We start from the raw sequence: 14,774 nt of genomic DNA, 5'->3' as shown, positions 1-14,774 counted from the left end.
GCATGCCAACGCGAGGTATTGCGGCGTTGCGCTCAACATGGTCAGAAATCTATCAAGCCAAATTGCCAGCCAAAATATTGTTTTCGGATACAACGCAAAGCTTTTACCTATGCAGCGTATGCTGGATTGGCGCTTGTGCCCGCGCCTGTCCGCGCGCCGTCACGCATCGAGATGCAGGCGCCGGATATAGTTCTCGCAGAACGATGCGAAGCGTTGCACGACTTGCCGCGGCTTCATCGTGCGTGACTGCGCGATGCCGAGCGTCGTCGCGTTGACGCTGTCCTTGAAACGCTTAATGACGAAGTCTTCGCCATCCACGGTGCGGTTCGACTTGAGCGGGAAATTGAGGATGCTGTAGCCAAGGCCGTTGGCCACCATGCCGCGCACGACTTCCGGCTGCGAGGAGCGAAAGGCGGGCACCGGGCGGTTGCCCACCGCATCGAAGAGCGCCGCGAAATATTCGCGGCTGTGCGGCAGATCGAGCATCACGTAGGGCTCGGGCAGCAGGTCCGCGAGCGAAACCTTGCGTGCGCGCGCGAGACGGTGCGTCTTGGGCAGGATCACATAAGGCGGCAGCGAGAGCAGCGGCGTGAAGGCGATGTCCTCGGTCAAATCGAGGCTGTAGGTCAGGGCGATGTCGAGCGAGCCGTCGTGCAGGCCTCGCAGGAGGCCGTCCTGATGCGCCTCGACGGTGCGAAATGAAATGCCCGCATGCTCGCTCGTAAACCGGCTGATGAGGCCTGGCATCAACGGCGGCGCTAGCGAGACGAGGCAGCCGAGCGCGATGGAGCCCGTCATGCCGCCGTCCATTTCCTTCGCGGCCATCTGCAGTTCCTCGGCGATCTTCAGCAGATTGCGCGCTTGTCCGAGCAGATCGCGGCCCGCTTGCGTGAGCGAGAGACCGCTTGCGTGATGCCGTATGAAGAGTTGCACGCCGAACGACACTTCGAGGTCCGCGAGCGCCGTCGAGATGGACGGCTGGGAAATGTGCAGGCGCCGCGCCGCGGCGGTGAAGGAGAGCGTTTCTGCCGTGACGACGAAATAGCGCAACTGACGCAGCGAGTAGCGCAATGGATGGCTTTCCATCGGGGACGCTCCATGATCGGGCCTTCAATGGACCGCATTGTGAGGTGCTCAAAAAAGCCTGCATAGCCAAAGCTGATGCAGTGCATTTTTTTAATATATTTTTCGGATTCTGACGGGTGGCGTAGATTTTCGCCACGGCAAGGGGCTCACGGCGTCGCGCTTTACCTCGGCAGGACGATAAGTGCGTACGGCCTTGTGTCCCGCATGAGCAGCCATGTTTTGCGGCTGGCGAGTGATGGAAATGTCATTTCGCGGAATCGCTCGCCGGGGACAGAATGCAACGCACACCGAACCCGCATGGACGCTGGACCGCAAGGACAGCGATCGGGCGGGCTAAAAAATCGCGACCTGGTCCGCGATGGCCGCGGGCTCTCGCTGGTCGGGAGGTCATGACCGATCCGGATCAAACCGCCTTTCAGAAGGACAAAGCCATGACAGTGGAAAAAACGTCAATCGATACGCTCGTCGTCGGCGCCGGTCAGGCCGGCGTCGCGATGAGCGAACACCTCAGCAAGCTCGGCGTGCCGCATCTCGTCCTGGAACGCGATCGCATAGCCGAACGCTGGCGCACGGGGCGTTGGGATTCGCTGGTTGCCAATGGTCCCGCATGGCACGATCGTTTTCCCAATCTCGAGTTCGACGGTCTCGAGCCGGACGCCTTCGCCTCGAAGGATCAGGTGGCAGACTATTTCGTAGCGTACGCCGAGAAGTTCGAAGCCCCGATCCGCACCGGCGTGGAGGTCAAAGAAGTCGTGCGCAACGCCGGGCGGCAGGGCTTCACCATCGAAACATCCGAGGGAACCATCGAGGCCAGCCGCGTCGTTGTCGCGACCGGACCTTTCCAGCGCCCCGTCATTCCGCCGATCGCCCCAGAAGCCCCGAATCTCACGCAGATTCACTCCGCCGAATATCGCAACCCCGAGCATTTGCCCGAGGGGGCGGTGCTGGTGGTGGGTGCGGGTTCATCGGGCGTGCAGATCGCCGATGAACTGCAGCGTGCGGGCAGGGAGGTCTATCTGTCGGTTGGGCCGCATGATCGTCCCCCGCGCGCATATCGCGGCCGCGACTTCTGCTGGTGGCTGGGCGTGCTCGGCGAATGGGACGCGGAGGTCATGAGGCCGGGCAAGGAACACGTCACCATCGCAGTGAGCGGTGCGCGTGGCGGTCATACGGTGGATTTCCGGCGTCTTGCGCATCAGGGCATCACGCTCGTTGGTCTGACGAAATCGTTCAATGGCGGCGTCGTGACATTCCAATCGGATCTGGCAATCAACATTGCCCGCGGCGACGAGAACTACCTGTCGCTCCTGAACGCGGCTGACACCTATGTCGCCCGCAACGGTCTCGACCTGCCGGAAGATCATGAGGCCCGCATCATTCCTGCCGATCCGGAGTGCGTGCTCAATCCCGTTCTCGAACTCGACCTGACAAAGGCCGGCGTGACGTCGATCATCTGGGCAACCGGCTACGCGGTCGATTTCAGCTGGCTGAAGATCGACGCCTTCGACGAAAAGGGCAAGCCGAAGCATCAGCGCGGGGTTTCGAAGGAGCCGGGCATCTATTTTCTCGGCCTGCCGTGGCTCTCGCGTCGCGGCTCCGCTTTTATCTGGGGCGTCTGGCACGATGCCCGGCATATTGCCGACCACATCGTCACGCAGCGCAAATATCTCTCTTACCGCGATGCCTCGCAGCGCCATGCCACGGACGGCCGCGAGGAAAGGGCGGCGAGCGCGCCCGTCGATTCGTGCCTCCATAAAGTCAGCGAGATGGGCGTGAATTGACGCCTGCTTCTCCTTCCATCAAGCCGCGACCCATTTCTTCTCAGCTTCAAGGTGCACTGATGAGCCAACCTACGCACACCCGCATCCGCATGTTCAACACGAAGGACACGTATCCCAACCAGACGCTCGACAACGATCTCTGTCAGGCCGTGCGCGCCGGCGACACCGTCTATGTGCGCGGCCAGGTGGGTACCGATTTCGAGGGCCAGCTCATCGGACTCGGCGATCCGCGCGCTCAGGCCGAGCAGGCGATGAAGAACGTCAAGCAGTTGCTGGAGGAGGCGGGCAGCGACCTGTCTCACATCGTCAAGACCACGACGTATCTGATCGATCCGCGCTATCGCGAGCCGGTGTACCAGGAAGTCGGCAAGTGGCTCAAGGGCGTGTTTCCCATTTCCACCGGCCTGGTCGTGAGCGCGCTGGGCCAGCCGCAGTGGTTGATGGAGATCGATGTGATCGCCGTCATCCCCGATGGCTGGAAGCCGGCACAGGCTTGAGGAGCGGGACATGACATTCTCTATCGTCGGACGCTGCCCGGAGTCCGGGCAGCTCGGGATCGCCATCAGCTCGTCGAGTATCGCGGTGGGCGCGCGATGCCCTTGGCTGCGCGCAGGCGTGGGCGCGGTCGCGACGCAGAACGTCACGCTGCCTGCGCTCGGTCCGCAGATTCTCGATCTGCTGCAGAACGCGAAGCTCGATCCCGTGGCAGCGCTGGACCGCGCGCTCAGCGCGGACGACTGGAGCCAGTATCGGCAGGTGACGGTGATCGATGTTGACGGTCGTACCGCGTGCTTCACCGGCAAGGAGGCATTGGGCCTGCACGCCGCCGTGGCGGGAGCGCAATGCGTAGCGGCCGGCAACATGCTGGCGGGTGTCGAAGTCATCGAAGCGATGGTTCCGGCGTTCGAAAATGCGCCCGGTTCGCTGGCCGACCGTCTGCTCGCCGCGATGCATGCCGCGATGGCGGCGGGCGGAGAAGCGGGCCCCGTGCATTCGGCAGCGCTCAGGATAGTGAGCGACCTGAGCTGGCCGATCGTCGATCTGCGGGTCGACTGGGCCGACGATGACCCCATCGGCCAGCTCGACCGTCTCTGGCAGGCCTATCGTCCGCAGATGCAGGATTACGTGACCCGGGCGCTGAATCCGACCGCCGCTCCCAGCTATGGAGTGCCGGGCAATGAATGAAACGTCCGGCCGCGAGTTGCTCGAACGGCTGATCGGCTTCTCCACGGTCAGCCGCGACTCCAATCTGGAGATGATCGAATTCATCCGGCATTACCTTGCGGCATTCGGAATCGAAAGCGAGCTGTTCTACAACGCCGAGCGCACCAAGGCCAATCTGTTTGCCACCATCGGCCCTAGTGACCGCGGAGGCATCGTGCTTTCCGGCCATACCGATGTCGTGCCGGTCGACGGCCAGCCCTGGACTGTCGACGCATTCCGCCTCACCGAAAGAGACGGGCGGCTGTACGGCCGCGGCACCGCCGACATGAAGGGCTTCATCGCATCGGTACTGGCGGCGGTGCCCGTCTTTCTCGGGCGCGCGCTCAGGCTGCCGGTGCACCTTGCCTTTTCCTATGATGAGGAGGTCGGATGCCTGGGCGTCCGGCCGATGCTGGCCGAACTGGAAAAGCGTCCGCACCGGCCGGTGCTGTGCCTGATCGGCGAGCCGACCGAAATGGAACCGGTGCTGGGCCACAAGGGGAAGCTTGCGATGCGCTGTCAGGTGAAAGGCGCGCCTTGCCACTCGGCCTACGCGCCCTATGGGGTCAACGCCATCCAGTATGCGGCGCGCCTGATCGGCCGTCTGGACGAGATCGGCGATCGGTTGTCGCAGCCCGAACATCACGACGGTCGCTTCGATCCGCCGTTTTCGACCGTGCAGACCGGCGTGATCAAAGGGGGACGCGCGCTCAACATCGTGCCGGCCGAATGCGAATTCGATTTCGAGGTGCGCGCGCTTCCAGGCTTCGATGCCCATCGAGTGGCCGATGAATTGCAGACCTATGCCGAGGCCGAACTGCTGCCGAAGATGCGTGCGGTGAAGTCCGACACCGACATTCGCTTTCAGCCGCTGAGCGCTTATCCGGGATTGGCGACCTCGCCTGACAGCGAAGCGGCACGTCTGTTGGCGATGTTGAGCGGCTCCACGGAATTCGGGACGGTCGCCTTCGGCACTGAGGGCGGGCTGTTTGACCAGGCGGGCATTCCCACGGTGGTGTGCGGGCCGGGGAGCATGGATCAAGGGCACAAGCCGGACGAATTCGTGACGGTCGAGCAACTGCGCCACTGCGATGCAATGCTGGCTCGCCTCGCGGCCTACCTTTCGACGGCATCCTGATTCGGCCGACGCGAGGAATCTGCCGCGCGACGTTCGCGCTGGAGGTTCGGGAGCGATGTGGCCGGCCCACTCAGCCGGCCGCGCTTGAGGGTCGCTTTTTCGCGCTGAAAAGGGACGCGCCGCAAGACATCTCATTCGATTCCCTTTCAAGGCCGGGCATGCCCATGTCGTTCGACGCTTGCGTTCGTCTTCGGCGCCGTCGCGGTGCTGGCGCTGCCGCCCGGCGCCGATACGATGGATGCCGTCAAGCTGGCTACCGGTCCGCTCGGGCTGCCGATGCTCGTGTTCTTTCTGTTGAGCGCAGACAGATGCATGCCAACGTAACGCCAAGCGCCGCGAGATAGTCACGATTCGCCCGGGTGGCCGGCGCATTGGATCGGCGGTGCACACGGCCAACCGGCGACATCAACGACTCCGACGCGGTAATGATGTCGAAGACGTAAAGCCGCCGGTTCGCGACGTCCCGTGCCGATCGAACAGGCGCGTGCGCTCAGGCGTTGCCGAGCAGGCGCCCGACCGTATCCTCCGTCGTCCAGAGCGCGTTCGCGAGATAGCGGAAGTTGACCAGCGCCGCGTGGTAGCCATCGCCGTCAGGCAGCTTCGGACCGGCGACTGCGTCGCGTACGACCGCAACTTCGAAGCCTTGCTCGAGCAAATCACGCAAATGCGATTCCACGCACAGGTTCGCGGCCATTCCAGCGAGGATCACCTGGTCCACGCGCTGCTTGCGCAACTGCAGCGTCAGGTCATTGGATTGCGGGCCGTACAGCTTGTGCGTCGAACAGATGATGGTCTTGCCGTCCTCGACATATGGCTTGAGTTCCGGAACGAAGTCGGCGCCAGAGCCCCGAAAGCCCTCCAGTGTCAATGCGCCCGGGCGGTCGAACATGCCTATGGCGTGCTGGAACATCTCTGCCGGCCCTTGCACCTTCCACGTGTGGTCATGCGGATAGTAGTAGTGCGGCGAAACCGCGACAGTGATGCCAGCCTGCTTTGCTGCCTGGAACAGCCGGCTCAGGTTGGGAACCAGGTTCTGCTCCGTGACGCTCTCCCCGACAACACCCCAACTGCGGCCCTCGGGGCTCATGAAATCGATCTGCGGATCGATGACAACGAGAGCCGTCCGTGAAAGGTCGAGCTTCATGTCGGAACCGGGCAAAGCGGGGTCGGCAGGATCCGCGTAGGGGGAATGTTGATTGCACATTGGGACGCCTCTCATAGGCTGGGGGTGGCGCGGGCGCAATAGCCGCGCCCGCTGGAAAGGTGAGACGGGTATCAGCTACGGATGAACGCCAGAAAGTCGGCGTTGAACTTGTCCTTGTGCGTTTCCGTCAAGCCATGTGGCGCACCTGGATAGACGACCAGCTTCGAGTTCCTGATGAGCCGTGACGATGCGCGACCTGCGGCGTCGATCGGCACGATCTGGTCGTCGTCGCCGTGAATGATCAGGGTGGGGACGTCGATCTTTTTCAGGTCCTCGGTGAAGTCGGTTTCCGAAAACGCCTTGATCGAATCGAAGGTGTTCTTGTGGCCGCCTTGCATCCCCTGCGTCCACCACGAGTCGATCAATCCCTGGGACGGTTTGGCGCCCGGGCGGTTAAAGCCATAGAACGGACCCGCCGGAACATCCTTGTAGAACTGGGAGCGGTTCGCCAGTTGAGCGGCACGCAGCCCATCGAATACTTCGATCGGCAGTCCCTTTGGGTTGGCAGGCGTCTTCAGCATCAGCGGCGGCACGGCGGAAACGAGTACGACCTTGGAGACCCGCCGCGTGCCGTGCCGGCCAATGTAGCGGACCACCTCTCCGCCGCCGGTCGAAAAGCCTACGAGGATGGCGTTCGTGAGATCAAGCGTGTCGAACACGGTCGCCAGATCGTCGGCATAGGTATCCATTTCGTTGCCGTTCCAAGGTTGGCTCGAGCGGCCATGGCCCCGGCGATCGTGGGCGACGGCGCGAAAGCCGTGCGACGCCACCAGCATCATCTGCGATTCCCAGCTATCCGAACTAAGGGGCCAGCCATGACAAAACACGACCGGGCGGCCGGTGCCCCAGTCCTTGTAGTAAAGCTGAGTACCATCCTTCGCCTCGATGTAACTGCCCAGCTGCTGGCCGGGTGATCTGGAGGCAGGCGCTGCAGGCGGCGACGTGGCGGCATGAGCCAGACCCGGAAGAAATGATCCGGCCACTGCGCCAACTGCGGCGGCGCTGCCGATCAATACGTCGCGTCGCGCGGCTTTGTCGGCGAACCAGTTCTTCGTAGACATGCTGCAGCTCCTTTAGTGAACGCTTTGTTGAAAATCAGTACGCCGGTCGCCTCAGCTTCATCGATGCTTAATATAGCCGACCAGTCGTCTATATATTGACGCAAAAAAAATTTAGCTCAACAACTGCTTCAGCGTGACGCGCTGAAATCGATGGCAGGCACTGCCACTGCGTTCCACCTTGCAACGGAGGATCGCTCCCTCCCAGCTCTCGACGATGATCGCAGCGACCTGCTTGGGATTGCGGTCGGAAGGGAGTTCTCCGCGCATCTTCGCTTCTTCCAGGCAGGCGGCAATCGAACCTTCCCATCGTCCGAGGATCCGCTTCAGCGCGCTTCGTACTTCAGCACTGGCATTGGACAGCTCCAGCGAGAGGTTGCCTATCAGGCATCCGAGCCTGAATTCGCTGGCCGCGTGGTCCTCGGCCAGCAGCCCGAAAAACTTTTCGATTCGCGCCAACGGCTTGATGCGCGCGTCATACATGACACTGCCGTGCCGGTGTTCGATGGATTCCCAATAGGCTTCCAGCACCTCGGCCGCAAAGGTCTCCTTGCTGCCAAAGTAGCTGTAGAACGACCCCTTCGGCACGTCGGCCGCCGCTACGATGTCTTGCACCCCGCTCGCGTTGAATCCCATTTCGTAGACAACGCGTCCTCCAGCGGTAAGCAGGCGGGTGCGGACTTCTGGGTTGGCGGGTCTTGGCATGTGGGGTTGTCTGCTGAATTACAATAAAACGAAATATAGACGACTGGTCGGGTATTGTCAATCACGTGACTTGTAAGAGACCTTCGCGGATTCGCGACGACAGCCGCCCGATCGGCGATGTCCGCTCTTTCTTAACGTGACCTGGCGCGCGTTCGGACCCATTCATGTCGGTCGATACGGCTATCCAACGCACTTGGTGCTCACGCGCCGTTCAGATCGGGAGGCGACCGCTGTTAGCTAGCCCGCACCCATGCGCGTCTGATCGACGAACTTCTCCGTCGCATCGTCTATCTTGCGGCCTTTGCGACCGGCCGGCCGATGGACGTACAGCACTTTCACGTCGGTTTGCTCACGCGACGCATCGGGAGGAGTCATCGAGTAACGCACTTCACGCGCGTGGTCGCTCAATTGCAGGTTCGGATTGAACACCGAGTTGAACCGCCACAACATCCGCACGAAGTTCGTTTGACCGCGCATCAACAGATGCGCTGCCTCGCCGGTTGCATGACGCAGCGCAGTCCAGCCGAGATGTTTGCGGTTGAGCACCTGCTGCGTGCGTACCAGTTCCGTGTAGAACTCGCGCAGTGGCAACTTCGTGGGCAGCACCGCGTGCTGGATGTCGTAGAGCCGGTAGTCGAGGCTCGTCAGTTGGCGCTGCTCGCGCAGCCAGATTTCGGTGCCCGGATACGGCGTGTTCACGCTGATGTTGACGATCTCCGGAATCTCCAGGCACCACTGCCTGATTGCTTCGAAGCGGTCGTGATCCCAGTCGGGATCGGCGATCAGATTGACGGCGACCGTGATGCCCAGCGAGCGCGCGAACGCGAGCGCTTCGAAGTTCTTGTCGATATTGATGCGCTTGCGAAATGCCTTGAGCCCTTCTGCATCGATTGCCTCCATGCCGATGAACATGTATTGCAGGCCCAGCGTGCGCCAGTACTCGAAGACTTCCTTGTTGCGCAACAGCACGTCGCCGCGCGTCTCGAGGTAGTACTTCTTGCGGATGCCCCGGCGCTCGATCTCGCGACCAATCGCCATGCCGTGATCGGCATGCACGAATGCGACATCGTCGACGATGAACACGCCGGGCTCGCGGATCGACGCCAGTTCGTCGGCGACCACTTCGGGGCTACGTGAGCGATAGCTGCGTCCGTAGAACGTCCATGCGCTGCAGAACGTGCAGTCCCAGGGGCAGCCGCGCGCGAATTCGATCGACGCGCACGGGTCCAGGACGCCGATAAAGTACTTGCGCCGGTGCCGCAGCAGATCGCGCGCGGGGCGAACCTGATCGAGGCTCTCGACGAAACCGGGCGGGGGTCCTTCGCCGTCGCGCGTGACGACGCCCGGTATCGGCAACAGTTCACCGCGGCGCGCGACGGCATCGAGCAGTTCTACGACCTTCGCTTCGCCTTCGCCTTTCAGGACGCAATCGATTGCGCCGTCGGCGTGCTTCAGCATGTCGGCGGCCGTGAACGACGCGCTATGCCCGCCGACGAACACGAAACAATCCGGCCATTGCGCCTTGATCGTCTTCGACAAATCGATGATTTCGGGAATGTTGGCGAGGTAGTTGCCGGAGAAGCAGACGACGTCGGGGCGCCATTTGCGAATCAGCTTGAACAGTTCGCGATGCGATTCGACCTGCAGGTCGATCAGCCGGACATCGTGGCCAGCCTCGCGAATGACGGCGGCGACGGTCTCCAGACCGAGCGGCTCGAGGCGCAGAAACACGCGGGTATACATCAGGCCACTGGGGTGAACAGCGAGCACCTTCATGAGATCTCCTTTCGGCAGAAAGGGCGCGTCCATGCGATGGCGGAACGCGCCGGGCTTTCATGCTGGTATCCCTGGTACGGGTCGACTGCCGGGCGATGGGTTCTTCTGATGCCACCACGGGATGGCTCATGACGATTCTACTGTCCAAAGCTTCCGCGTGCTCACGAGCGCTCCATGGCTGGATGGTGAGGCTTTCCGGGAGCGCTGCGAAGGGTAGCGCGTCTGAGACGTTCGCCTCGATCGATCTACGTCTGCGCTGCCTTACCTTTCATATTGACTACGGTTTCGCGCCCGCAGATCTGGCCGCACTCATGGACTGACCACGCCGCATACGAAGCCGCCCCCCCAACAGGAGAGGTCCGGCAGCGGGGACTTGCAGGCAAAGTTGTGTCGACAGGTGCCGACGCGTGCCTGGGGCGGGCCCCGGTGCGAAATGGCTCCGCCACGACTACTCGCCGCCCGGCAGGGTGAGTGCAACTAGGCGCGGCCGGCTGGGCCGGAATGTGAAGGAGGAGCGGATGAACGTCGCAGAAACGTCTTTGCGTATGCTGGTCGAAAAATGGCTTGCGCTAGGCACGGCAACACCGGTTCGGGTCACCCGCTTCGGTCGCACCCGCCTGAACCGGATGCGCTGTGTCTGCGTTGAGGCACTAAGACCGGAAGGTTTGGTGGCGATTTTCTTCTTTCGGCACCGTGACGGTGCCTGGCGCATTTTCCCGCCCGAGTCGGAACGGCTGGCAATGCGCATTCGCTAGCGAATAGCGTGATGGCGTGGTCTCACGGGCGATTGGTTGCCGCCGAGGCTGGATCGCCCGGTGGCGCGGGTGTGAGCCTGAGCACATCGCCGCGTCGGGATGATTGCCTTCAGTGAATCAGCCTGGGCTGCGTTACGCGCCGGATGGCGCAGCAGGCCGAAAGCGTCGGCGTGGAAATCTTTCCCGGCTTTGCCGCTGCCGAGGTGCGCTACCGGGCTGCACCCAAGGCCGGCGGCGGGCCGAACCATGCCGCGATGTAGACCGGGCTTCGCCATGCGATTCGAGGGGATTGATGGATGATTCCATCATCCGCGAGACTGACGGCGTCGGATTGCCTTTGTTTTTGTCCGTGGTTCGGCGGTCACGCGTCCGGTAATTGCGGTCAGGGCCGGCGCGGGGACGGCGTAACCTGCGCGCTCCGAGGCGTGACCACGTAGCGCAAGACAATGTCCCGGTCGGGCTCGGGCATGGCTAGGATTGCGTGCATCGTGACCCTGAGTCCCCAGCACGCCTCGGTGGGCGTAGCACGCTTCGGATTGGCCATATAGGCCTCGTATCGCGTGAGGTTCGCCTTGTCGTTTCCAAGTTCTGATGCGAGCGCGCGTCCCAGTGTGATCTCTGCGGCGGCATATTGCTGTGGCGTCGGGATATCGATCGGAGCCGCCGATGCAGAGCTTCGAAGCGCTTCCAAGAGAATTTGCAGATATTCATCGATATCGGCGTCGGCCACTTCGTTCAGACTGATGCGGCTCATGACCTCACTCATGTCATTCATCCCGAAACAATCGGGCGGTACGAGCACGTCGAGAAACTTCGTGATGAGTCTGGCGTACCTGAGACGGTCTGCGGGAGCGAGACGCGCGACACCGTCCGCCATGAGGTTCGCGCGAGTCTGAGCATCCATAAACAGCCTGCTGATGCTGTGTACGTTGGCCCTTATGACAGGGTCATGCTGGATTCGTCTAATCCAGGCAACGATCACACGGGCCTTGTTTGAACCCGGGTCCACACCGTTCGCCATCAGCATTTCGTCGTAGCTCGATTCCTGGTTCGACGTGAGAGCCGCGCCGGGGATATCGAATGTTGCGGCGCCGTTGGGTGTCGCGTCTTGCTCATATCGGATTGCCGCACCGGCGACCAACACGCGCGTAGTCAGGAGAAAAAGCGCGATCAGGAAAGCGACCGTCATTTTCATTCCGCCTCCATGGCGAACGGTGCCGCGCGAGATTCGGAAGAGCTATGGGCGGAGGCCAGGGCGTGGGACTTCAGTTGCTTGCGTGCATCCCTCGATCTGCAGGCGATTCGGCATTTCAAGTTCATTGTGCACCAGCAGTTCAAACGTTTCTTGAGGGCTATGGCATGAGATCGTTAGCTTAAGGAATCCACGTGACATCATTTCTGCCGTCGTTGGATCGCTCATTATCTGAAGCTTCAGGTCACACGCTGCTTCGTTCATGCTCTCGCGTGTCCGAAAGTATCGCCGGTATCCGATGCGCTCCGCGCAAGCAAAATAGAAAGCAATATGTAATTAAGGCTGAAGCGTTAGCACCTTCATATTCGCATTCCAGAATCTACGTCGAACTCTTGCAAGAACCCATATAGCCAAAGGGCAAGATTGTCATGTGCTAACGATCCTGAGAGATGCGGCATAACTGAATGAGTGAGTTTGGCTATGCACTTAACCGACACCGTAAGGCGAGGCATAGGTGGAATGGGACGTGTTCCCCTATTCACTGATCAAAGACGTTACGAATCTTGAATTCACGCGCAGGCGCGTCTATAAGACAAGCATGTCGCGCGAGTTTGATTCACTCGACCGCCGGAAATGAACGTTTCCAAATTCCGCCTCGTCCGAAGTTCATGGGACGCGATTGCCCGAGGTCGTCTCCAGTCCAAAACGGCGGGAGTCGGGATGGCATCGTGCATCGTTCGGTACATCGTTTTCATGTCTGTACATCCAATACAGGAGAGAATCGTGAAACTCATGATGGCAACCGTCGGGCTCGCGACATTGGCGCTTGCATCGCCGGTCTGGGCACAGGGCGGCGGCGCAGCCCAAAGTGGCACTAACGATCCGATCGTCCAGATGCGAATGGAGGTCGACGCGGCAAACAAGGCCTACAACAAGAAGGTCAATGCCGCGAAGAAAGTCTACGATCACAAGAAGGCGGAAGCGGCGAAGGAGCGCGATGCCGCGATCGCCGCGGCACATCATGGCGCGTCTTCACAGTGACCACTGTTCACGCTGCACCTGACGCCTGACGGGTCCGGCTCCATGCGCCGTCGACGAGGAGGCGTCGCAGAGACGTGCTCTCTCGCTGTTCCGGGACGTCCGTCCTTGACAGCGGATCACAGTTGTTACGCGTTCATTCCACCGAGCACTTGCCGCGCCGATTGTCCGTCGTGCGATGCTCGGATGGGCCTGAAGCTGTGAGCGGGAATGCCGTGCTGCAACCGCGACCTTTCTCAAGCCATCGGGAGTCAGTGCCGAGAACGGCGCCATCATCAAAACTGAGGCGCAAAAATTTAGTCCGTGGACTGCGCACGGAAGAGGTGCTGGCCTGCCACGGTTTTGCGAGTCAGTACGATGCGCTGTCGCAAATGACTTGACGCCATCGGAAACGCACACCTGAAAATCCGCCGTGCCGGTACGCGCGGCGAGATGACGGAACGCGGTACTGTAGCTATCCATCTTCCCGCATAGACGACCAACCGTTCCCTGTCCTGCAATTGCGCGTGCAACTGTTTCAACAATAGCGCTGCGAGCGGCTGGCGCATGCCGGGATCGATGACCAAATACACGAAGCTCACATCGAGCCCGCCCGGTAGCGGCGCCGTCGCATAGACGTTGCTGTGCGCTCAAAGATCCAGCGGATTGACCTTGGTGCCTTGCACCGACACGTCGGCCATCAGGCCGGCATTCGTCAGGACGAATGCTTCGACGGGCGACGTGGCTGTCGCTGTGTCGATTGCGCCGTTTGCACCGACCTTGACGACCGCCACCGATGCATCGACTCCGGCCGCCCAGCCCTTGGAGTTGCGAAGCTTTTCGAGCGCTTCCGGCGTCATGAACAGGAAGATGAGCGCCTTCGACTGAGCGCCGGCCGTCAGACCGACGGACAACGACGTTGTGCTGTAATAGCCTACTGTAGACCCGCCGACCCTGAGCGAACCTTTCCCGTACTGGCCTCCGATCCCCAGGCCCGCCTGGATCACAGACGGAAACACCAGCACGCCGCGCGCCTTGGAAACGAGTTCTTGCGAACCGCGGACGGTGGCATAGAGGCGCTGCAGCGTTGCGTCGACTTCGGAATCGATGGCGCGGCGTGCGTCCGTGTCGCCAGCGGTTTTCTGGTCACCCTTGTTCGACGTCGTGGTACATCCGGCTAGCGCAAGCCCTCCCAGCGCCAGCACGGCAGTCGACTGGAGCATGAAGTTTCGTCTTTGCATAATTCTTCTCCATCGTGGACTTGAAAGACCCATAGAACGGGAGCGAACTGCATATTGGGTTATAGCACAGCACCTTCGAAAAAAGGGGCTCGCTCGCAGGGCAGGCAGTCGATGTGCAAGATTACGTGCATCCCGCGCGCAACTTGTCCTGATCCAACGGAGGTCAACGTTGCACGTTTGAAGAATATTCAGACGGGGCGCATCGGCTTCCCTCTCGTGTGCGCAGGCCGCCTCGTTATACAAGCGCCGTCAATTAGCGGTTGTTCCATGCGGCTAAGCCCTAATAGCATGTTGCGCGTGGGTCCCAATGGAATCTGACGCCGTCAGGCGTTCCGAGCCTGATATTCGCGCTTGTCTTGTATGCCGAAACGTCAGCGAGGGAATGGGCATTGGCCGCGCGTCGATTTGCGCTTCAGCCTGCCTGTCCGTGGCGGCGAGCTCGCCACGGCGGGGCGTACAGGATTCGTGCGATGGCGGCGTCTACGTCGACAACCGGATCGGCATGTCGAGAAGGGACGAGCAGTTCGACCGCTAGAGATGGAGCCTGGCGCTCGATTCAACGCTGGCGTGCGAACCGACATGCATCAGAATGGTCCAGGCTTCGCAAACGGCCCCCGG

General features: G+C 61.4%; 13 protein-coding genes. 6 read left to right on the top strand and 7 right to left on the bottom strand.

What is annotated here, in order from left to right:
- Nucleotides 1-159: 159 nt before the first annotated feature.
- The gene (locus BG61_RS13150; RefSeq protein WP_035939771.1) at nt 160-1,086 is read right to left on the bottom strand and encodes a LysR family transcriptional regulator; all 927 of its coding nucleotides are present in this window, start codon (nt 1,084-1,086) and stop codon (nt 160-162) included.
- A gap of 431 nt (nt 1,087-1,517) precedes the next feature.
- Here BG61_RS13150 and BG61_RS13145 point away from each other — a divergent pair, with 431 nt between their 5' ends.
- Genes BG61_RS13145 through argE form a run of 4 tightly spaced genes read left to right on the top strand, consistent with a single transcriptional unit; the run spans nt 1,518 to nt 5,208 of the window.
- Nucleotides 1,518-2,867: a flavin-containing monooxygenase gene (locus BG61_RS13145; RefSeq protein ID WP_035939834.1), complete on the top strand. Its 1,350-nt coding sequence runs from the start codon at nt 1,518-1,520 to the stop codon at nt 2,865-2,867.
- 59 nt (nt 2,868-2,926) lie between these two features.
- Nucleotides 2,927-3,364 (top strand): RidA family protein, encoded by a 438-nt coding sequence (locus BG61_RS13140; RefSeq protein WP_035939772.1) that lies wholly within the window; start codon nt 2,927-2,929, stop codon nt 3,362-3,364.
- Between the two features lie 10 nt (nt 3,365-3,374).
- On the top strand, nt 3,375-4,052 hold the full coding sequence (locus BG61_RS13135; protein ID WP_035939774.1) for a DUF1028 domain-containing protein: 678 nt from the start codon (nt 3,375-3,377) through the stop codon (nt 4,050-4,052).
- The gene (gene argE, locus BG61_RS13130) at nt 4,045-5,208 is read left to right on the top strand and encodes an acetylornithine deacetylase (RefSeq protein WP_035939776.1); all 1,164 of its coding nucleotides are present in this window, start codon (nt 4,045-4,047) and stop codon (nt 5,206-5,208) included. Before BG61_RS13135 ends, argE begins: the two co-directional genes overlap by 8 nt.
- A 490-nt stretch (nt 5,209-5,698) precedes the next feature.
- Here the strand turns inward: argE and BG61_RS13125 are convergent, their stop codons facing one another.
- The 4 genes from BG61_RS13125 to hpnR all read right to left on the bottom strand — a co-directional run bounded on the left by BG61_RS13125 (nt 5,699) and on the right by hpnR (nt 9,951).
- A complete protein-coding gene (locus BG61_RS13125; RefSeq protein ID WP_035939778.1) occupies nt 5,699-6,412 on the bottom strand; it encodes a cysteine hydrolase family protein in 714 nt (237 codons plus the stop codon).
- A gap of 71 nt (nt 6,413-6,483) precedes the next feature.
- Entirely contained in the window at nt 6,484-7,473 is a 990-nt protein-coding gene (locus tag BG61_RS13120; protein WP_035939780.1) for an alpha/beta fold hydrolase, read from the bottom strand.
- A 111-nt stretch (nt 7,474-7,584) separates the two neighbouring features.
- Nucleotides 7,585-8,175, bottom strand: a complete 591-nt coding sequence (locus tag BG61_RS13115) for a TetR/AcrR family transcriptional regulator (RefSeq protein WP_035939783.1) — start codon at nt 8,173-8,175, stop codon at nt 7,585-7,587.
- A 237-nt stretch (nt 8,176-8,412) separates the two neighbouring features.
- Nucleotides 8,413-9,951 (bottom strand): hopanoid C-3 methylase HpnR, encoded by a 1,539-nt coding sequence (gene hpnR / locus BG61_RS13110; protein WP_035939836.1) that lies wholly within the window; start codon nt 9,949-9,951, stop codon nt 8,413-8,415.
- Nucleotides 9,952-10,469: 518 nt separating this feature from the next.
- On the opposite strand from hpnR, the gene BG61_RS40065 reads away from it, so the two are divergent.
- Nucleotides 10,470-10,706, top strand: a complete 237-nt coding sequence (locus tag BG61_RS40065) for a hypothetical protein (RefSeq protein ID WP_075584158.1) — start codon at nt 10,470-10,472, stop codon at nt 10,704-10,706.
- 382 nt (nt 10,707-11,088) lie between these two features.
- Here the strand turns inward: BG61_RS40065 and BG61_RS13100 are convergent, their stop codons facing one another.
- Nucleotides 11,089-11,901 (bottom strand): hypothetical protein, encoded by an 813-nt coding sequence (locus BG61_RS13100; protein ID WP_051672480.1) that lies wholly within the window; start codon nt 11,899-11,901, stop codon nt 11,089-11,091.
- A gap of 789 nt (nt 11,902-12,690) precedes the next feature.
- Between BG61_RS13100 and BG61_RS13095 the strand changes: the two genes are divergently transcribed.
- Nucleotides 12,691-12,939 carry a hypothetical protein gene (locus tag BG61_RS13095; protein WP_129572338.1) on the top strand — a complete coding sequence of 83 codons (249 nt, stop codon included), beginning with the start codon at nt 12,691-12,693 and terminating at the stop codon, nt 12,937-12,939.
- Between the two features lie 626 nt (nt 12,940-13,565).
- Here BG61_RS13095 and BG61_RS13090 read toward each other — a convergent pair.
- Nucleotides 13,566-14,156: a BPSL1445 family SYLF domain-containing lipoprotein gene (locus BG61_RS13090; protein WP_035939784.1), complete on the bottom strand. Its 591-nt coding sequence runs from the start codon at nt 14,154-14,156 to the stop codon at nt 13,566-13,568.
- Nucleotides 14,157-14,774 lie beyond the last annotated feature (618 nt).

This window comes from Caballeronia glathei (genome assembly GCF_000698595.1).
Classification (GTDB): domain Bacteria; phylum Pseudomonadota; class Gammaproteobacteria; order Burkholderiales; family Burkholderiaceae; genus Caballeronia; species Caballeronia glathei.
Note: the sequence above shows the minus strand (reverse complement) of the source record. Positions and strands in the feature narration are given on the sequence as shown.